The sequence below is a fragment of the Dictyobacter arantiisoli genome (genome assembly GCF_008326305.1).
Classification (GTDB): Bacteria; Chloroflexota; Ktedonobacteria; order Ktedonobacterales; family Ktedonobacteraceae; genus Dictyobacter; species Dictyobacter arantiisoli.
The window spans coordinates 1-19,700 of the sequence record NZ_BIXY01000070.1; the positions used below are offsets into that span (position 1 = coordinate 1).

At 50.6% G+C, this 19,700-nt stretch carries 16 protein-coding genes; 12 read left to right on the top strand and 4 right to left on the bottom strand.

The window, feature by feature from the left end; all coding sequences use genetic code 11:
- Positions 1-169 precede the first annotated feature (169 nt).
- Positions 170-1,441 carry a phosphoribosylamine--glycine ligase gene (purD, locus tag F1593_RS19830; RefSeq protein WP_149403303.1) on the top strand — a complete coding sequence of 424 codons (1,272 nt, stop codon included), beginning with the start codon at positions 170-172 and terminating at the stop codon, positions 1,439-1,441.
- A gap of 85 nt (positions 1,442-1,526) precedes the next feature.
- Complete coding sequence (gene purN / locus F1593_RS19835) at positions 1,527-2,192, top strand: phosphoribosylglycinamide formyltransferase (protein ID WP_149403304.1); 666 nt, start codon at positions 1,527-1,529, stop codon at positions 2,190-2,192.
- 128 nt (positions 2,193-2,320) lie between these two features.
- Here purN and F1593_RS19840 read toward each other — a convergent pair whose 3' ends face one another.
- Positions 2,321-3,202: a PHP domain-containing protein gene (locus F1593_RS19840; protein ID WP_235932640.1), complete on the bottom strand. Its 882-nt coding sequence runs from the start codon at positions 3,200-3,202 to the stop codon at positions 2,321-2,323.
- A 337-nt stretch (positions 3,203-3,539) separates the two neighbouring features.
- Complete coding sequence (locus F1593_RS19845; protein ID WP_149403306.1) at positions 3,540-4,289, bottom strand: DUF554 domain-containing protein; 750 nt, start codon at positions 4,287-4,289, stop codon at positions 3,540-3,542.
- A 423-nt stretch (positions 4,290-4,712) separates the two neighbouring features.
- Between F1593_RS19845 and F1593_RS19850 the strand changes: the two genes are divergently transcribed.
- The 8 genes from F1593_RS19850 to F1593_RS19885 all read left to right on the top strand — a co-directional run bounded on the left by F1593_RS19850 (position 4,713) and on the right by F1593_RS19885 (position 13,702).
- The gene (locus tag F1593_RS19850; protein ID WP_149403307.1) at positions 4,713-7,169 is read left to right on the top strand and encodes an ATP-dependent helicase; all 2,457 of its coding nucleotides are present in this window, start codon (positions 4,713-4,715) and stop codon (positions 7,167-7,169) included.
- Positions 7,170-7,242: 73 nt separating this feature from the next.
- The gene (locus F1593_RS19855; RefSeq protein ID WP_149403308.1) at positions 7,243-8,439 is read left to right on the top strand and encodes a GAF domain-containing sensor histidine kinase; all 1,197 of its coding nucleotides are present in this window, start codon (positions 7,243-7,245) and stop codon (positions 8,437-8,439) included.
- Positions 8,440-8,523: 84 nt separating this feature from the next.
- Entirely contained in the window at positions 8,524-9,189 is a 666-nt protein-coding gene (locus tag F1593_RS19860; protein ID WP_149403309.1) for a response regulator, read from the top strand.
- A 267-nt stretch (positions 9,190-9,456) separates the two neighbouring features.
- Positions 9,457-9,786, top strand: a complete 330-nt coding sequence (locus F1593_RS19865) for a hypothetical protein (RefSeq protein WP_149403310.1) — start codon at positions 9,457-9,459, stop codon at positions 9,784-9,786.
- Between the two features lie 64 nt (positions 9,787-9,850).
- Positions 9,851-11,737: an NAD(P)/FAD-dependent oxidoreductase gene (locus F1593_RS19870; RefSeq protein ID WP_172632276.1), complete on the top strand. Its 1,887-nt coding sequence runs from the start codon at positions 9,851-9,853 to the stop codon at positions 11,735-11,737.
- Complete coding sequence (locus F1593_RS19875) at positions 11,738-12,046, top strand: 4Fe-4S dicluster domain-containing protein (protein ID WP_149403312.1); 309 nt, start codon at positions 11,738-11,740, stop codon at positions 12,044-12,046.
- Between the two features lie 44 nt (positions 12,047-12,090).
- Positions 12,091-13,047 (top strand): hypothetical protein, encoded by a 957-nt coding sequence (locus tag F1593_RS19880; RefSeq protein ID WP_149403313.1) that lies wholly within the window; start codon positions 12,091-12,093, stop codon positions 13,045-13,047.
- Between the two features lie 262 nt (positions 13,048-13,309).
- Entirely contained in the window at positions 13,310-13,702 is a 393-nt protein-coding gene (locus F1593_RS19885) for a hypothetical protein (protein ID WP_149403314.1), read from the top strand.
- Positions 13,703-14,018: 316 nt separating this feature from the next.
- On the opposite strand, the gene F1593_RS19890 is transcribed toward F1593_RS19885, so the two are convergent.
- On the bottom strand, positions 14,019-14,951 hold the full coding sequence (locus F1593_RS19890) for a hypothetical protein (protein WP_149403315.1): 933 nt from the start codon (positions 14,949-14,951) through the stop codon (positions 14,019-14,021).
- A gap of 397 nt (positions 14,952-15,348) precedes the next feature.
- Between F1593_RS19890 and F1593_RS19895 the strand changes: the two genes are divergently transcribed.
- Together F1593_RS19895 and F1593_RS19900 are read left to right on the top strand one after the other, a co-directional pair.
- Entirely contained in the window at positions 15,349-16,764 is a 1,416-nt protein-coding gene (locus tag F1593_RS19895; RefSeq protein ID WP_172632277.1) for a helix-turn-helix transcriptional regulator, read from the top strand.
- Positions 16,765-16,944: 180 nt separating this feature from the next.
- Positions 16,945-18,723, top strand: a complete 1,779-nt coding sequence (locus F1593_RS19900) for an ArnT family glycosyltransferase (RefSeq protein WP_149403317.1) — start codon at positions 16,945-16,947, stop codon at positions 18,721-18,723.
- A gap of 4 nt (positions 18,724-18,727) precedes the next feature.
- Here F1593_RS19900 and F1593_RS19905 read toward each other — a convergent pair whose 3' ends face one another.
- Positions 18,728-19,558: a response regulator gene (locus F1593_RS19905; protein WP_216368931.1), complete on the bottom strand. Its 831-nt coding sequence runs from the start codon at positions 19,556-19,558 to the stop codon at positions 18,728-18,730.
- Positions 19,559-19,700 lie beyond the last annotated feature (142 nt).

Below are 19,700 nucleotides of genomic sequence, written 5' to 3' on the forward strand. Positions count from 1 at the left end.
TTGTTCATCAACAGTTTAGACCAGGAGGCCATTTTTGCCTAGTCCCTGCAATTCCTGGCTTTGCTTCATTTTATCGTTTGAAGGTTTTTACGGGTTATCCAAAAATCCGGGATGACTCATATTTACACTGATTTGAGTACCTGACATAGTATTGGAGGAGTATTTTATCATGCGCGTCTTTGTGATTGGATCAGGAGCGCGTGAGCATGCGCTGGTCTGGAAACTGGCCCAGAGCTCACGAGTTACCAAAATCTATGCCGCCCCGGGCAATCCAGGCATGTCTCCATACGCTGAACGTGTCCAGATCGGGGTGAATCAATTACACGAACTGGCCTCGTTCTCCGAGAAAAATCAGATTGATCTCACCATCGTGGGACCTGAAGCACCTTTGATTGATGGCATTGTCGATCTTTTTCAACAACGCAACCTGCCAATCTTTGGCGCCAATAAAGCCGGAGCCGCACTGGAGGGCAGTAAAGCCTTCGCGAAAGAGTTGATGACCAACGCCGCTATCCCAACGGCACAACATCGCACCTTTAGTGACTATAAGCTAGCAAGCACTTATCTGGCAGAACATGGTGCCCCGATTGTGGTGAAGGCCGATGGCAATGCCGCCGGTAAGGGTGCCATTGTCGCGCTGGATATGGAAACTGCGCAAGAAGCCTTGCAACAGATGATGGTGGATCGCATCTTCGGAGCTGCAGGGGATATCGTGGTGCTGGAAGATTATCTGGAAGGCGATGAGATCGGGGCGACCGCGATCTGCAATGGTACCAGCTTCCTGCCGTTCCTCCTCTCGCAGGATCATAAGCGGGCACTGGATAATGATAAAGGACTGAATACAGGCGGCATGGGTGTCTTTACCCCACTCCCATTCGCTGATGCAAGCGTCCAGGAACGCATCTATCAAGAGATTGTACAGGCCACACTCAATGCGCTGAAAAACGCTGGCGTTGCTTTCAAAGGTGTCCTCTACTCCAATGTCATGCTCACCGCACAGGGACCGATGGTGATCGAGCATAATACTCGCTTTGGAGATCCAGAGACGCAGGCTCAGATGCTACTGCTGAAACAGGATGTCCTGGATGTCCTCGACTTCGCCAATGGCAAAGAGCTTGATCCAGGGACCCTCTGGCATCCCGGTTCAGCCGTCAGTCTCACCCTGGCCTCGGGAGGCTATCCCGGACCATATCAGTCGGGCCTGCCGATATCTGGTGTGGATGAGGCGAATAAACTTGATCAGGTGCACGTCTTCCATGCTGGGACTGCGCTGAAGGATGATCAACTGGTGACAGCTGGTGGACGCGTACTCAGCGTCGTCGCACGTGGCGCAACGCTTCAGGAGGCAGTGGACCGCGTTTATGATGCCACCCGCTATATCTCCTTCCCGGGCATGCACTATCGCAAAGATATCGCACACCGGGGATTAGAAAGCAAATAAGCAGCCGCAGCAGGCAATCAGATAATCAATCAAACAGACATACAAGCACAAACAAGCTTAAAAACAGACAAGAGGATAATAAGGGATGAGTGGTACTGAGTCAGAGGTAAAGCAGAGTCAATATAATACAGCGGCAAAAAAGCCATTGCGCGTGGCCGTACTGATATCGGGGAGCGGTAGCAATTTGCAGGCCCTCATTGATGCCGTAGAAGGACAAGAACTACCAGGGGTAGAGATTGTGCTGGTCATCAGTAACAAAGCGGATGCCTATGGCCTCCAGCGGGCGCTTCAGCATAAGCTTCCTGCCGCCTATATTCCCTGGAAAAAGAGCCGTGCCGAGGCTGAAGCCAGGATAGCGGCCATGATACAACTCTTCCAGGCCGATCTGATCGTCCTGGCGGGCTTCATGCGTATCTTGAGTGCCGAATTCATCTCTCAATTTCCTCAACGCATCATCAACCTGCATCCCGCCCTGCTGCCAGACGATGGCGGAGACACCTATACTACCAGCGATGGCAGCACCGTACCGGCCCTGCGCGGCCTCAACGTCGTAGAACAGGCATTGGCTGCCGGTCATAAAGTCACCGGCAGCACCGTCCACTACGTAATCCCAGAAGTGGATGCCGGACCCGTCATCAGACGCGCCGAGATCCTCATCGAAGCCAGCGACACGGCCGACAGCCTCCACGAAAAGCTCAAAAAACAAGAGCACATCCTGATCGTAGAAGCCGTCCGCCAGCACAACGCATAACCATACCTTCCCTGCCATTTCAGCCCATACCGCGAAGGTGGAACGCCACGCCATCCGTAGTGCCACCCGTGAAGGGTGGCACTACGGATGGCGTGGCGTTCCACCTTCTCAGTTACATGAAGATAGGACTAATCGGTAACGTGGATGCCGACACGTTCGAGGAAGCGCCGACTGAGGTCGGCGCGGTATTTGATGGGCATGCGTGATGGAATGTAATGCGAATCAGAGCCGGTAGTACCGAGCAGATCATGCTGCTGTACATATTCAATATACCCCTGGACAGAAGCTGGATTGTGAGAGGGATGATAGACTTCAATCCCATCCAGCGGCATTTCTGCCCGTACCTGATCCAATAAAGCGGGCTCGTAGAAGGTGAATTCGCGGCCATGCCGACCGGGATGAGCAATCAGGCAGACGCCGCCGCTGCGATGGACCACATCTATCGTTTCAGCCATATCGGCCCGCACAGAATAGTAACCGGCCTGCGTAATAATCTCGATCCCCTCTTGCCGCCCCTTGATATAGCCGTGCTCACGTAAGAGCGTCACATTATCAATCGGGAAACGCAACTTGCCGCCATTCGCCGCCAGGATCTCTTCCTGCCGCGGAAAGCTATAGCCCTGCCGCAGCAATGTCTTATTGACCTCATGGGTATTCTCTAATTGGATACGGACCGTTTTCTTTGTCAGCTCAATCAGATCTTCATTCTCGGGATCAAAGCCATAGCAGAGCATATCGCCCATACGTCCCAGACCCACGGGACCATTCCAATTTGTACTCATCTCAACCCCGGCCAGCACAGGCAACTGCTGAGCCGCGCCAAGCTCTTGAATCTCAACGATTTTATCCACACGATCATGATCAGTAATTGCAACCAGATCAAAATGCTCTCCCGCCAGAAAATCGATCACCTGCTGAGCAGGCCAATGTCCATCACTATACGTAGTGTGCATATGCAAATCGATAGAAGAGTCGGGTCGTAACGTCAGATTTGTAGTCAGATGAGTCAATGTGCACTCCTTTGAGATAGAACAATCACCAGTATCAATACATATTGATAATCGTACCACAACAAAGCAGCGCATTATCAGCCATCATTGCGGTAGGCCCAGAGTGCATGTAAAATCAAAAAGACCAGGCAGATGCAATCATCCAAAATATTATATCTATAATTAATAAAATTGTACTCAATAGCAGACTAATATTGGACAGATTTTGTCTGGTGCTACCAATATCTTTTTTCATAAAAAATACTATCAAGCTTATCAAAAAAGATATTACTGGTAAAACAAAAAATAAAGGGAAAAGTATATTCCATGTTTCTTCGTGATTTTCGTTATTTTTCCTTTAATGACCACCCAGGCCAAAATCGATGGGGATGCCGAATATGTTCAGCAGGGCGACAATTAAGGGCGCAATCAGCAGAGCGGGCAGCATGTTGGCGACTTTGATGCGCTTGATGTCCAGGATGTTGAGCGCCAGCCCAATTAAGATGACGCCACCTACAGCGGCCAGTTCGATGACGCGTGGCTGCTGAGCCATACTGAGATGAGGATCAGAGACGAGGAGCGGCTTTACCAGTCCGGCCAGCAGCGAGATACCACCCTGTACAATCAGGATCGTTGCGCCCGCAAATAGGGTTCCAATCCCAAAACTGCTGGCAAAAATGATCGCAGAGAAACCGTCCAGCACAGCCTTGATCGCCAGCAAACGGAAATCGCCCGTCAGGCCATCGTTGATCGAGCCGAGGATGGTCAGGGGGCCGACACAGAACTGTAAACTGGCGATCACAAAGGCTGCCGTGAAATTTTGGGGATTATCGGCTCGGCTAAAACGCTTCTTTAACCAATCGCCGAGCCAGTTAATACCTTTATCGATGTTTATCAATTCTCCGATCACCGACCCGACCACCAGGGCCAGCAGCGGGATCAAGGTATTGCGGGTCGCAATCGCTGATGAGACGCCCATCACTACTGTGATCAATCCGATAGACGCAATGACAATCGCTTTGATACGTTCAGACAAACGCTCGCCAATCAACAGCCCGAAGACCCCACCCACCATCACAGTCGAGAAATTAATCAAAGTGCCAAACATGCAAAAAATCCTCTATCTTTATTGCAGAATGCCGATCCATCCGTAGGGGCCACCCTTCACGGGTGGAGGCCAACGATCCTCTCGCACCCGGTTCTCATCTCCCTGCAGGCGCGTCTTCGGGGTGAGATGGGCGCTTCTCTCCACCCGTGAAGGGTGGCACCTACAAAGGGTTTGTCTCCACCCATACAGGTTCTCGGTTTGCAATTAATCATAGCACATCAGACCAGTGGAGCTTCTCGGTATGCCTGAAAGGATGGTATCTAAAGGAAATAGTCCCTGGTTAGCTACTCCATATTCCGTGGTTTACAGCCATCTGTGATACAATAGCGACGATCTACCACAATCAGTCAAGAGAGTTTTTTTGCAACCAATAGCCACGCCACGGCGAGCTATTTCCGATATTCCACGCTATGGAGGGTGAAGATGCTGGAACAACATGGTCTATTAGCGGGCCTCAATCAGCCGCAACAAGAGGCAGTAACAACTACAGAGGGCCCGGTCCTGATTCTGGCCGGACCGGGGAGCGGTAAAACACGTGTCATCACCCATCGTATCGCTTATCTCGTACAGCATGAGCATATTTCGCCCTGGCGCATTATGGCCGTGACCTTCACCAATAAGGCGGCCCGCGAGATGCGCGACCGCATGGAAACGCTGGTCGGCATCAACGAGTCCAAAGAGATGATGGTTGGTACCTTCCATGCGATCTGCGCCCGTGTCCTCCGCTCCGAAGCGGACCATCTCGCCCCGATGGGTCTTTCGCGCTCCTTTGTGATTATGGATACCGATGATCAACAGACTCTGATCAAGCAAGCGATCAAAGAGCTGAATCTGGATGAGAAGCAGTATCGCCCCTATGCAATGCAATCCATGATCTCGCAGGCCAAGAATAACATGCAGAATCCTGATCAGATGGCGGAGCAGGCCAATAAGTATGTTGAAGAGGTGGCGGCCCGCATCTATAAGGTTTATCAGAAAACGATGCGCAAGAATAATAGCGTCGATTTCGATGATCTGATCATGCTTACCGAGCAGTTATGGCGGCGCGAACCCGAAGTCCTGAAACATTATCAGCGGCGCTGGCATTATCTGCATGTGGATGAGTTCCAGGATTGTAATTTGCCACAGTATAAGCTGATCCGCCTGCTGGGCTACGGAACGGATAGCGAACATGAGGGCAAGGGCAATGTCTGTGTGGTTGGTGATGATGATCAGATGATCTATACATGGCGCGGAGCCAGTGCGGAGAACGTCTTACGCTTTGAGCGCGACTTTCCTGAGACACGCATTATCTTGCTGGAACAAAATTATCGCTCGACCCAGAATATCCTGGATGCCGCACAGGGTGTGGTGAAACGCAACACACTGCGCAAAAACAAAAAACTCTGGACCGAACAGGGTATCGGCGAAAAGATCACTGTGCATGAAGCTTATAATGAAGAGCAAGAAGGACTCTATACAGCCCAGGAAATCTCACGCCTGCTGGCGCGAGGCGAGATCGAGCGACGCAGCGATGTCGCCGTTATGTATCGCACCAACGCCCAATCCCGCGCCCTTGAAGAGCAATTCCTGCGCATGAATATTCCCTATAAGGTGATCGGCAGCCGCAAGTTTTATGATCGCAAAGAAATTAAGGATATGCTCGCATATATGCGCCTGCTTGCTAATCCTAACGATGATTTGAGCTTACGGCGTGTCATCAATGTACCTAATCGCAAGATTGGGCCCAAGACGCTTGGCGAACTGCAACAGTGGGCCGATATGCGTAGCAGTTCGCTCTACGCAGCCCTGAACACTATCGAAGATCATCCAACGCTTGGGAAGGCCGCCAAAAGCGCACTGGCATCGTTCCATAAGCTGATTACCGATCTCAGTGGGGCCATCGATGAACTGCATCTGCCCGAACTATTGGATCGCATTGCCGAGCGCAGCGGTTATGGTCCCGAGTTACGCGCTGCCTCCGAAAATGAGGGACTGGATCGTTGGGGGAACGTGCTTGAATTGCGCCGCGTAGCCGAGGATTATGGAGAGATCGAGACGCGTACCGCCATGGAACTCTTCCTGGAGAATGTGGCCCTGGTGGGCGGAGCCGATACTGTACAATCAGGCGAAGATGGTACGCTGATGTCTGAGGAAAACACCGATGCCGTCACCCTGATTACCTTGCATGCAGCCAAAGGACTCGAATATCCCGTTGTGTTTATCGTCGGCATGGATGAAGGTTCATTGCCACATTCTCGCTCGGTCGACAAGCCTGAACAGGTCGAGGAAGAACGGCGCCTGGCCTATGTCGGTTTCACGCGTGCCATGAAGCGCCTCTATCTGGTCCGCGCCCGCCGCCGCTCCGTCTTCGGCGAAACGCGCTATACCGAACCATCGCGTTTCCTGGAGGATATAGATAAAAGGTTGATTGGTAAAAAAGGTGGTCAATCAACCCAGAATACCCAGAAGAGCTATGGAAGCAGCACAGGATATAACATGGGTCGCGGCAATAGTACATATGCGCGTCCACAGGAAAACTGGGAAGATGACTTCAATCAGGACCCCTATGGAGAGACAGGTGGTCGCGTATTCGGACGTGGTAGTGGAACCGCCAGAACATCCTCACCATCTCATGACTATACCAGCCTGCCATCCGCGCCCCGGAACCGTAACCTCCAACCAACCGCCAGTAGTTTTACGCGACCGGAACCAGGCAAACAGGCCCCCAGAGTGCAACGCTTTAAACCAGGCGAGCGCGTACGTCATAGCAGCTTTGGAGACGGTATCATTCTCAAAAGCGAAATGGAACAGGGAACCGAATTTGTGGAAGTCCAGTTCCCCGGCAAAACCGGCAAAAAACGCCTCAGCCTCGATTTCGCCCGCCTGGAAAAAATATAGACCACTCTCATGAGGTGCGGGGTTACTGGCCTACGATCTACAATCGGAGATTTGAAAGGATGGGGGTGATACGATGCAAGAGTCACAGGAGAAGCCTGAGCAAACTTCTATTTTGCATGGAAACCGTGATCTGGCAGTTTTATATGCTATCGCGGGATATCTGAATCGTCAGGTGGATGTCCATGAGGCGTTACAAGAAGTATTGGTGCATGTGACTGATCTGCTCGGCTTGCGTACTAGCTGGGTCTGGCTCTTCGACGCCAGAGGAGAACCAATCGTCGCCGCCTCTCAGCATCTCCCTCCTTATCTTGCCGACCATCCCGAACGTATGTGTGGTACCTGCGCCTGCCTGGATACGTTTATGGAAGGGAATATGGAAGGGGCCTCGAATATTAATGTGTTGCGTTGTAGCCGTCTCAAAAATGCTGAGCGCGATAGCGATCCCAGCGCACTTGGACTACGCTTCCATTCCAGCGTCCCGATCTATGCCGGTACGACATTGCTCGGCGTTATGAATGTGGCAAGCGAGGATTGGCGCGAACTACGCCTGGAAGAACTACAATTACTACATATTATTAGCGATCAGATTGGTCTCGCCTTGCAACGCGCCCGCCTCTCAGCCGAACATACGCAGGCAGCCACGCGATTAGCAACTACCGAAGAGCGTAACCGTCTGGCACGCGAAATCCACGATACCATGGCTCAGGGACTGGCCGCAGTAGCCCTGCAATTGGAAACAGCCGATGCCCTGCTCGTCACACGTCCTGAGCGGGCGCATGACGCCATTCAACGCGCCCTCAAACTGACCCGTCATAATCTTGAAGAGGCGCGCCGCTCTGTAATGGATCTACGCTCGGCCCCTTTACAGGATCGTACCTTGCCGGATGCGCTGGCGGTCCTGGCTACCGCTGATCCAGCTCATGAGATACACTATAATTACCAACCCCGACAGAGATTTCCAGCGCTACCAGCACGCATAGAAGCAGGACTCTATCGTATCGCACAGGAGGCACTCAGCAATGCCTACCAGCACGCTCAAGCCCGGCAGATCGAAATAAAACTAGAGGCTGAAGAGCAATGGATTAACTTAACCGTGCGGGACGATGGAATTGGCTTTAATGTTGAAGAGGCAACGCAGCAGAACGGCTCCGCCAGCGGCCACTTCGGGCTGACAGGTATGGGGGAACGCGTACACATCCTGGGAGGCAATATGTGCCTGCTCAGTGAGCCAGGAAACGGCACCTACATCCAAATATCGATACCCTATTAGGAAACGAAATAGCAGAAATAGATTTTATACACTATACTATGCACAAACAGCTCTATTCAAAACGCCAGAGAAAGGCACAACACCATGATCCGTATCGTGCTCGCAGATGATCATCCTATTGTACGGGAAGGACTCCATGCCCTGCTGGAGACACAGCCAGACTTCGAAGTAATCGCTGAATGTGCCACTGGCGAAGAGGCTTTGCGTACCGTGATCCAACGCCAACCAGACATCTTGTTACTCGATCTGGAGATGCCAGTCATTGATGGCGTCGAGACAACACGCCAGATCCAACAGCTCACTCAACATCCCCGCATTATCATCTTCACCGCCTTTGACGATGACGAACGCATTATACATGCCCTCCAGGCCGGGGCGGATGGCTATTTGCTGAAAGAAGCGCCACGTGAAGAAATATTCAAAGCACTGCGTATCACCATGGAAGGTGGCTCGATTCTCCAACCGATAGTCGCCACCAAACTCTTGCGTCATGTGGGACAACAGCGCAAAATTCCCACTCAGAGTACGCCCCCTCCTACCCCAATCGAAGAACTCACTGAGCGCGAGTTGGAAGTACTGCATCTACTGGCACAAGGCATGCCCAATAAAGAAATCGCCTCACACCTGATCATCAGCGAACGCACAGCCAAATTTCACGTCAGCTCAATCATGAGCAAACTGGGGGCCACCAACCGCACAGAAGCCGTCTCCCTCGCCGCCCAAAACGGCCTCATCAGGCTGCGTGCCTAAAAAAAACCTCGCTTATCACACCTTCCCTTATTTTTTCGCCTGGCATCTCATTTATACAATACAAAAGAAAAGAAACTACAACCAGGTTATAAGAAATATAGGCTAATTTTCGCCTGAATTCGAGAAGAGCGAAACAGCCTGATATACAATACCATATAGTAACCAGCAATTAGGAAAAGTAAATCTTCTTGCCCTTCGACAAGGGATTATTTGTATCTGCCATACAAATCATTCCATCCGTTGGAAGATAGGATAGGACAGTTGAACATGGGTATATCACGCTCAACAGCCTTTATCACAGTAGCGCTACTCATCGCCCTTATCGCACTATTCTCTATAGGTATTGTCAATAGTGTGGGAACGGCAGTAACTCATGGCCCGAATACCGAACATACCTCTGGCACTATCATGAGTATGAATACCGATGGCAGTTTTGTATTAAAAACAGCGACAGGCGCTCTGACGCATTTCCAATGTAATGAACGATGTGTGACTGCACAATCGCATATGCAACGGCATATCAATGAGCATGCTCACACTGATGTGTATTACATGCGCACTGCCGATGGCACAATGATTGCTGTAGACGTAGATTAAAGGAGAAGACGCGAGCCCATTCTTTGACGCATTTTAGCCACCTACTATGCAGATGGTGCTTAAAATGCTTAAGCGTTTTCATCATATGTCGTCAGGATGTGAGATTGTGATCAACGAGCCGAATAAACAACTAGTACCCCACCAATATAAGAGTAATTCATCTCTTGACCATGCAGATATCGTCATTATCGGCAATGGAATTGCAGGTCTCACCGCCGCTGTAGAAGCACGTCACATCTCCCCAGACAAGCGGATTGTAATTGTAACCAGTCAGATCCATCCGACTATCAATACGCCGGCCCTGAAACAGTTCGCGATTGGGAAGTTGACACGAGAGCAATTGCTGGCATACCCGGCTGGCACAGAACGCGCAGAGAGAATCCATGTAGTCCATTCGCATGTCACCGAGATTCACGCTCAGAGCAAATATATTACCCTGAGTGGCAATCGTGGGTTTGGCTATAATAGCCTGCTCATCGCCACGGGAAGCAATCCTCAGGGTCTACCGGAACAGACACCGGGGCGCAATTTCGATGGCGTACTGACACTGCATCGCTTGCAAGATTATCTGGATCTGCGCAGACGACTGGGAGAATTAGAAGAAGCAGTGGTGGTGGGCGGTGGCGTCCATGCGATTGAGACGGTCATGGGCCTCCTTTATTGGGGTATTCGCGTCCATTGGTTGATCCGCGGCAAAACATTTATGGGACGTATGCTGGATGAAGCAGCGTCTGAGATCGTACTGAACAATGTGCGCAAAGCGGGGGCGATCATTCACCTGCAAACCGAGATTGCTGGCATTGTTGGACGTGTAGGAGCCGTAGCAGGCGTCATCACCAACCATCAGGAAATGATCCCTTGCCAAATGGTACTCACCTGTACAGGAACACAGGCCGCGACCGCACTGGCAAAATCCTGTAGTGTTCCGATGCTGTTCAAAAATGGGATTATGGTTGACGACAAACTGCGCACCAGCGTACGCGATATCTATGCCGCCGGTGACGTGGCCGCCCTGAAAAATCCTCAAACTGGTAGCTATGAGCCGAGAGCGCAATGGTATGCCGCCGTTGCCCAGGGACGTATCGCTGGCTCCATGATGGTGGGAAATAAGGAGCTGGCGCAGCAGATTTTCGGCGTCCACTGGCATGCAACCCATCTGGGAGAACTATCGATGCTGACGGTAGGTGAACCACTCAGTAACAATCCACGTATCGAAAGCTATACCGATACCAGCCAGGGAGGCTATCGGCGGCTGGCAGTGTTCGATGATCGGCTCGTCGGCTATCTGGCACTTGGCGCGGCACAGCCTGACAGCCTGGCGATCAAACGCATCATCGATGAAGGCACACCTGTTCGCAGCGTGCTCAAGTCCTTACTCAAGGGTAATTTCGATGCTCGTTCCTATCTTTCACGCCAGCGCTCGCATAGCACCAGAAATCTGCTCACGCAACAGCTTCCCAATCTCATTAAACGTGAAGAGCGACCGGCAACGGCTGTTCAGCGTATGCCTACCACCGATGAAATGAACTCATACAGGATACCACGGCAAACTGATCCCCTGGCGCTACCACGGCCTACGACGCCCGTCCAACCGTCCACCCCGACCTTCCGGCAGACGGGACCACTAGGACAATACATACCAGAACAGCCCTCACGCATCGTGGATACCCCCATTCTACCGGACGATGACTTTAATCCATTTACTGGTAGCCTGCCAGAAGTCGAGCTGAATGTCACCGAAAGATCGGTGCGACGGAACAGCATCGAAAACTGGGGAAATAGTCCAGTTACCCCGACATATAATCCACCACTGCAAAATTATGCTCGGGATAACGTATTGGCAGCTTCGGATAAGAAGCAGTTGCACTACAAGTTATGGTCATATATCGATCCAGCACTAGATGCTCAAGATAACGTCGTGCCCAATATTCAAGAGGGGGACATATTCTAGATGTTGAGATTACTGAAACCAAATGCCATCATCCTGCATAAAACCAGGCCGCAGGTTGGTCAGGAAATCCAGGCCTGCATTGGCTGTAACGAATGTATCCTGGCCTGTCCGGCGGTGGCCGAGCCAATCACGATTGATATGCTGAACCGCGAAACGATCAGTGGACCAATATCTGAACCGGTAGCACGTTTCGCACGTGCCTGCTATCAGTGCGGCGCCTGCGTCTCTCCTTGCCCGGTTGGACTGCATCGTGATGCTATGATGCTATGGCTAAAAGTGAGACTCTTGAGCATGGTTGAGGAGGAATAAGTAGTGGAAGTTACGTTGTATCTGTACAGTGGAGATAAAAGTGCATGAAGAGAATGAATGATAAAAAAGGGTATCCCTGGTTCTTTCTGGATATGGGGCGTCCCCTGACCAGGACGTGGACGACCACGCTACTTATCTGTATGCTCGCCATCATCAGCTTTATCATCTACAACCGCGTAGGAACAGACCTCTCGCCCGACAGTCCCGCAGGCTATACCTATGCGATTGTAGGAACCATCTTCATGCTGCTGGCGACCTTTGGCTATACACGTATTCGACGCACCCGGCAACGCAAGATAGGCCAGTTAAATAACTCTCTGAACTGGCACATCTGCTTTGGTACGGCAGCTATCGTGATCCTCTTGATTCATTCCTTTGGAAACTTCAATCCACGCTCAGGCACCTATGCGCTCTATGGCATGATCGCCCTGGTGATCAGCGGCTTTATCGGACGTATCATCGACCGGCTGGTACCACGCCAGATCACCAAAGAGGTCCGCAAGGCTCTCACCGAGCAAGGTGACGACCGCATAGAGAATATCTCACGCAACGTGCAGGATATTGTTGCATACAATACGCAAAATTTACGTGCCTTCAAGACTGATGCTGCCCCTGGTCCAGCAGGATTACCACAGACCAGGCTGGTCGCCTCCAATCCCACCAGCCTGGGAGGCTCCACGCTCCCCAGTTCATGGGATATCGCCTATCTCACACTGGATGAGACACCCCAGGAAGTCAGCCGCAACAATCAACAATATCGTTTTGTCCCGGATCGCAAAAGCTCTCTGGCCAGACCCGGAGCACTGGTGCCGGGCTACAACCAGCAAATTGAAGAGCTTCAACTGGTGCAGCATGCCTTACAACGCGAACAATATTACCGGGCCTTGATCCGCTACTGGCGCATCTTCCATGTGCTACTGGTTCTCACCACGATTGGTCTCACCATCTGGCATCTCGTCTATGCCGGACAACTCTTGTTACCAGTACTTTTCCACCATTAATCCCAACAAAAAGAATACGCTCATAAGGAAGCCATCAGAGATTCACAGCCACCCAAAGGATACGCTTACTGCCGTTACGCCAACACCTGATGCCTTCCTTATCTTTTAATCTTTTACATCCCCATAACCAGCTCAAGACCATCACATCCCGAAGCCTTCTCGCGTCCCTCAACCCGGCAAATAGCGATACAATGAATCATGCACAACCGAAAAATGCACTTGCACGTATTACATACGTAGCGATTAGCAGGAGGAAAATTTTATGCTACAGCGTTCAACCCAACAACCTTATCCCCAGGAGCAACTATCCAGGCGCTTCGCACATCCAAAACGCAGGGATGTCATTTTCCATGGCGTAAAGACTGCCAGATTAGTCAAAGATCTGCTCTTCGATCCTCGGGTTCCTGTGATCAGGAAGCTGCTCTTCATGGGCTCTATCGCGGCCTTTGTCGTCGTCTTATTCTTTCCTGACCTCATCAACGAAGCCATCATGAGTACCGTGTTACCGGTTATCGGCACTATCCTGGGGGTTCCAATAGATGCGGGCTTTGATTGGTTGGCCTTCGTCCTGATTGGCGTGAGCTTATTGCGCTTCTTTCCAGCCAATATTGTCTCGGAGCATTATAGAAGAATTTTTGATAAAGATTTAATGTAGATCGTTTTTAGGAGAAGATTAGCCTTCATTCCATTTTCCCCGGCACCAGGGATGCAAACAAAAGTCACACATCTTTTATAAATGTGGCTTGAGAGGTTCTGGGGGCAGCTTTTGATACCTCAAGCATCCCCTCTTTATTTCTCCGTCTTTCCGGGTGCTAGTGGAAGAGGGAACTTGCGAGGACTGTCATGCCCCCGGCATGCCTGCCATCGCGCTCCGTCTGGGGCTGCCACCCCTGCACCCCGCTTTCACCCTAAAGGGTACGTATGCAAATAGATACAAATCGATACATGCCGCAATCGTCAGCGCGAACAGATCAGTTTATCGGTGCGGTCAACTTATCGGTGTTGCTGTTGTAAGGCCGGAAAGACTGATGTTTAACATCATTGATAAAGACTGAAACCTCATCCTGGTTGGTTGTGTGAACGTGTATGATCATATCCGGACTGTTATCGCCATTGAGATCCTTAAAACTCAATGTGATAGGCGCCCGATCAACATTGTCGCTGTTCACCAAATTAAAGACATAACTGACCGACTTACTGGCGTCGCCACCCTTAAATTCGATCACAACCGCTTGATGGTTATAATTTATCGCCGTAAAGCTACTGGGATGGGCGGCACTATCGCCATGACCTACAAGGGCATCGGTATGAGAGGTACGTGGATAGCCATATTTGTAATTGTTGTACTGATCTGTTCCCCAGACCAGCGCTGAACTTCCCAGCATCCACAACACTAACATGGCGACCATGCCCACGCCAGCAGGCAAGAGCCAGTGTACACGACGCGCCGCTTTGGGCGTTACTTCCTTGCTACGTGTATTGGGATTTGGATTGCGCACAGGTCGATTGGTGGTAGGGGTCGAGCGGGTAATGTTTTGTACAGGTCGAGTGGTATTATTGGGCGAATAGGATGCTGGCGGTGGCAGAGGGATATGAGGCTGCCGGCCAGTATGGCCCGTAGGACGCATTTGCAGCGGTATATCTCTGGTCACGCCCTGACGTGCAGGTACAGGGGAGCGTACCGGCTGAGAGCCCGTATATCGCTGTGATTGGGTATTATAACGGACACTTGTCGAACGTGAAGGGTTGATCATCCCTTCGTCAAAATTATACCCACCGGTAATTGGCGACATATCAACACGGCTATTTGATCGTGTATTTGAATATGAAGTACGGGGATTGTGACTGCCAGTGTCTGTTCTCATACGCCGTTTTGACGTCGGCTGTTCACCTTCGGCCGCCATGAGTAATCCTTTCTCTTGCTGTATGGCACTTGCCATCAATACAGGAAGATAGTACAGCTCTATAGGAAACTGTATCGAAAACTATCATACTACTTGACTGCATGTGGTGTCAAATATCCTCTTTCCTTATATAGGAAAATATTTCGATCTGCCTCCTATAAAGGATACGAACAACGCACTGTTTGAGAAACAAACTCTTTGTATAATTGATAGGTTGCAACTGGCTGGACGCTCATCTTTTTCCAGAACGTCATAATCCAATAGCAAGTCCTATTTCATGACACTATTCTTCTTACGAATAGAACTGCAACAAAGTGACAAAAGTATTTCTTTGTTGCCAGAGTATGATGAAAATAGAAATATCGCTAGTGATTTCATGCTACTGGAGAAACACATAATGGAGCAAGCAAATAGATCGATTGACGCCTCCTCATCAATATTGCCGACCGCACCCACCAATAGCACACTGCCTGAAGTCATGTATAGTCTGATGAGCCTGACCAGTCTCACTGATCTCTATGCGTCAGGAGTTGCCACTGGCGGGGAGCTGGATTATCAGGAGTTGCGCCAACATATTCTGACACACTTGCGGCAGGTTATTCAGGGCCGGGGTGCCTGCCTGCTTCTCTATCATGAAGCCCAACATCATTTCATTCCCGTGACCCAGCAAGGAGATAGATTTGCCTGGGGTCTGCTCGCCAATGGCCTGGATGGATGTGAAATCGCTCGCATCGCGCACCAGGGACCGGTAGCACCACTGGATATACGTCAGATCGAGCAACACACCGTCATACTGGTCACGCTCTATTGTCAGCAAACACTGCTGGGACTGGTAGCTCTGCTCTGCCAGGGGCATGAGCCTTTATTAGATGCACGGGGCCTCCTGCTCACCTATATGGGTCATGTCGCCAGCCAGATGCTCTACAATCATCATCAGCGTAGCAATGAACGCCACCAGTGGCTTGAGCAGGAGCGCAACCGCATCGCCCGCGACCTGCATGATAGCGTTGTACAACAGATCGCCTTCACCTTGTACAAATTAGAATTTATTCAACGGCTTCTGGAACAGGATCAAACTCAGGCCGCCACACTTGAAACCAGACGAGCTGCCACATCTCTTGACGAGAGCTTGCAGGAGCTCCGCATCAGCATCCAGGGTCTACGTCCTTCTCAACTCAGCCAGCAAAGCTTGAGTGATGCGCTCGCTGATCTCTTACGATTCTACCAGAACGCCAATCCTCAACTTATCATCCAACAAGACTTGCCGGCGCTCACGCAATTACCCACCCATCTGGAGACACCAATCTTCCGCTTACTCCAAGAAGCGCTGGCAAATATTCACAAACACGCGCATGCAACAGAAATAAGGTTACATTTGTATCTACAAAACAACCTGTTCGTTATAGAAATAAGAGACAATGGTATTGGAATTACACCGCAACAGTTACAGGATGTCGAAAAAGCACAATTTCATCCTGCGGCAACGGTCTCCCCCTCATCGCATATGGGACTCCAGACCATGCGCGAACGAGTCCTGGAGGCGGGTGGCAACTGGCAGATACAGAGCCAGACAGGGAAAGAAACCTGTATTAAAGCTAGCTTCCCTTTGTCCAGCGCCAACAATAACCTGACCGCCAGAGAAAAGGAGATTCTGCATTTAATAGTTGAAGGTTTTACCAACCGCGCCATTGCGCAAAAGCTAGCCATCAGTAATGACACAGTAAAAACACATATCCATCATGTTATACAAAAATTACACGTAAAGGATCGAGCTGAAGCTGCAGTAGCTGCGGTAGCACAAGGATGGATTTAGAAAGGTAGAGAAAAGCTATCTCATTATGCACACATTCTTGACGCTACCATTTGCATTCAGTAGAATGAAAACGCTCTCGAAAAACGGTGTCGTTTTGTAGTAAGCGACAATGTATGCACACATGCGATTAAAACAGAGGAGGCACCATTGCCAGGTGTTCAATTATTCAAAAAGCGAAGAATGGACTCATATACACTAGGAGCGGCGGCAATTATTCTTTTTGCGGTCGCCCTGCGCATTCTTCTCGTGGTCATGCACTGGCCGCCCACCAATAGCGATGAAGCAACAATGGCCGCCATGGCTCAGAATATCGCATATCATGGCGAACGCCCCATTATGTATTATGGGCAAGACTACATGGGAGTGCTGGAAGCATATCTGGGCGCGTTCTTTTACTTGCTAAGTGGAGGACCATCCATTACCGCCATCCGCATGGGCGTTATTTTACTGGTGGGATGTTTCTTCATAGCGCTTTATTTCTTCACAAACTTGATTTTCTCAAAGAAGTTAGCCCTGGTGACCCTGGCCTTATTGAGCATCGGCTCCATCCCTTATTTGACTCGCCAAACCATCGCCACCGGTGGTTCCACGGAAACCCTGCTTTTTGGCACACTCGCCTTCTTGCTGGCAGCCAGACTCTCAATCACCTATGATGTGCAGACACCATCTTCCCGGCAGATTATCTGGCGACGGCTGCTCGGTTATCTCTGTTTTGGAATCGTCGTCGGGCTGGGATTATGGAGCGATATGGTTTGTGCCCCCTTGCTCGGTATGGCAACGCTCTTGCTAATCTTCTTCTGCTGGCGCGACATACTACGTTGGGGCGGCTGGGTCATATTCCTGCTCGGAGGTTCGATTGGCCTGATACCAACCATTCTCTATTCGTTGCAACCGCATCCTGCCAATCCCAACGCCTCCAATCCACTTTACGTCCTGTTCGCGATGTTCCTGGCTAAACCAGGCACCCCTGACCAGACAGGATTATGGCATCATATTGTCGAGACGTTCCAGGTCAGTATTCCAACTGCCACCAGCTTCCCATTCTGTCCCGTGATTGAGTATCCCTTTCTGGGCGACAACACGCCACGTACACTGCAATGCGGCATCATGCAATCCAGCTGGAGTATTGGTTATGTAGCACTGATTATCATCACAGCCGTAATCGCCATCATCGCCCTGCGCCACTTCCGTCTGCAAGGGAAAGCACTCAACCATACCGAACGGCATCAATATCAGGTGCGCCAGGTTACACGGCTCACGATGGCACTGACCGCAGTCGGGATTATTGCAGCTTTTACCATTAGCTCAGGCCCCTTTGACCAGCCAGGCTATCATGCTCGCTATATTATCAGCCTGATCCCTCTCACACCTGCTATTATCGCGCCACTATGGGAAGCCGCCAGCCGGATACAATGGCAGGCCCTCTGGCCTCGTGTCAGAACCTACGCCAGTCGTGTCATCCTGGCAGCTATCGCAATTATTTTCTTAACAGGCACCTGCATCGCATTCAGCGAGATGCCACAGGCACAAGCAGCGGATAATCAACGTCTGGATGTAGCCAACCATTTGATCAAGCTAGGCGCAACGCCTCTCTACACAGACTACTGGACCTGTGCCAGCCTGGCATTTGTCAGTAAAGAAAAAGTTCTCTGTACCGTCACTGATGTCGAGATGGTCAAAGGTAAGCTCACATTAGGGATTAACCATAATCGTGTTGCCAGATACAACTATCCATTAAGCACCTACATGAATCTCAGGTTAAACGCTTCCTGGATGTGTGAGAAAGATCCTAAAACGACGGTCAAGCAGTATAACTGTCTACCTTTAGTTGAAAAATGGTTAAATAGTCCTCAATCAAAGGGACGCTTTACACGCTATGAGTTTGATGGCTATGTGCTCTATATGCTCAAGCCGCAGTTCCGTAAGCCAGTCCCAACGATCCCTTATCAATATCCGTAAAGGCTTACTCGGTGGCTTCTTCATCGGGTAGCAAGCCCTGTCGCAGAGCGAAAATGGCGACCTGTGTGCGATCACGCAGGTGCAATTTCTGGAAGATGATAGAGAGATAATTCTTGACGGTCTTTTCAGAATACGCCAGGCGCTCTGCGATTTCTTTATTGCTCATACCAGCCGCCAGATAGCGAATAATCTCGATCTCTTTCTCCGAAAGCTGAGCTGCATGCTGACCACTATGTGGACTGGTAGGATTAGTCTCTGGCTGTCGGCGCAGTTCGTTGACCAGTACGCCCGTCAGGGATGGCGAGATTGCCACGCCACCAGCATGTACGGTACGAATACCCTGAGCCACATCACGGGCCGTAGTATTCTTCAACAGATAGCCACGCGCCCCATTGCGCATCGCCTCCACAATATATTGATGCTGGCGATGCATCGTCAACATAATTACCGCAACACCGGGAAACTGCTGGACAATCTGACGGGTAATCGTAATGCCATCTACTACCGGCAAATGGATATCCATCAGGACCACATCGGGCTGTAACTGGCGGATCTGTTCTAAGGCCGTAAAGCCATCTACGGCCTCTCCCACCACCGTAATATCTTCTTCCAGCGTGAAAAGCTGACTTAATCCTTCACGAATCAAGGCATGGTCATCGACAAGCAACACGCGTACCTGTGCCGTCGGCTGGGCGGTTGGCATATGTCTGCCATCAGACACGCCAGTAGCCAGGCGTTGCCCCTCTTCAAGCGCTGATACTGGAGTAGGAAGAGCGAGTGACTCCGTAGCAACAGTTGTACGCAGGCGATGATCATCTGTATTGAGATAACGCATAAAAGGACTCCTTCCAACCAGTAATCAACAAAGTATTTTTATCGCATCTTAAAATACCGCCTGAGTGCGGCTCATGGATTGTGTATGCTTCCCTTATGTTCAGTATAGACCGTACACAAACAGAAACAAGGCTTTGTTTTTT

What these genes read in the sequence shown, in the direction of transcription:
- F1593_RS19870 (WP_172632276.1), top strand. Translation starts at nt 9,851, where the DNA reads ATGCTTAAGCGTTTTCATCATATGTCGTCAGGATGTGAGATTGTGATC.
- F1593_RS19845 (WP_149403306.1), bottom strand. Translation starts at nt 4,289, where the DNA reads ATGTTTGGCACTTTGATTAATTTCTCGACTGTGATGGTGGGTGGGGTC.
- F1593_RS19880 (WP_149403313.1), top strand. Translation starts at nt 12,091, where the DNA reads ATGAAGAGAATGAATGATAAAAAAGGGTATCCCTGGTTCTTTCTGGAT.
- purD (WP_149403303.1), top strand. Translation starts at nt 170, where the DNA reads ATGCGCGTCTTTGTGATTGGATCAGGAGCGCGTGAGCATGCGCTGGTC.
- F1593_RS19850 (WP_149403307.1), top strand. Translation starts at nt 4,713, where the DNA reads ATGCTGGAACAACATGGTCTATTAGCGGGCCTCAATCAGCCGCAACAA.
- F1593_RS19855 (WP_149403308.1), top strand. Translation starts at nt 7,243, where the DNA reads ATGCAAGAGTCACAGGAGAAGCCTGAGCAAACTTCTATTTTGCATGGA.
- F1593_RS19865 (WP_149403310.1), top strand. Translation starts at nt 9,457, where the DNA reads ATGGGTATATCACGCTCAACAGCCTTTATCACAGTAGCGCTACTCATC.
- F1593_RS19885 (WP_149403314.1), top strand. Translation starts at nt 13,310, where the DNA reads ATGCTACAGCGTTCAACCCAACAACCTTATCCCCAGGAGCAACTATCC.
- F1593_RS19860 (WP_149403309.1), top strand. Translation starts at nt 8,524, where the DNA reads ATGATCCGTATCGTGCTCGCAGATGATCATCCTATTGTACGGGAAGGA.
- purN (WP_149403304.1), top strand. Translation starts at nt 1,527, where the DNA reads ATGAGTGGTACTGAGTCAGAGGTAAAGCAGAGTCAATATAATACAGCG.
- F1593_RS19900 (WP_149403317.1), top strand. Translation starts at nt 16,945, where the DNA reads ATGGACTCATATACACTAGGAGCGGCGGCAATTATTCTTTTTGCGGTC.
- F1593_RS19890 (WP_149403315.1), bottom strand. Translation starts at nt 14,951, where the DNA reads ATGGCGGCCGAAGGTGAACAGCCGACGTCAAAACGGCGTATGAGAACA.
- F1593_RS19895 (WP_172632277.1), top strand. Translation starts at nt 15,349, where the DNA reads ATGGAGCAAGCAAATAGATCGATTGACGCCTCCTCATCAATATTGCCG.
- F1593_RS19875 (WP_149403312.1), top strand. Translation starts at nt 11,738, where the DNA reads ATGTTGAGATTACTGAAACCAAATGCCATCATCCTGCATAAAACCAGG.
- F1593_RS19905 (WP_216368931.1), bottom strand. Translation starts at nt 19,558, where the DNA reads ATGCGTTATCTCAATACAGATGATCATCGCCTGCGTACAACTGTTGCT.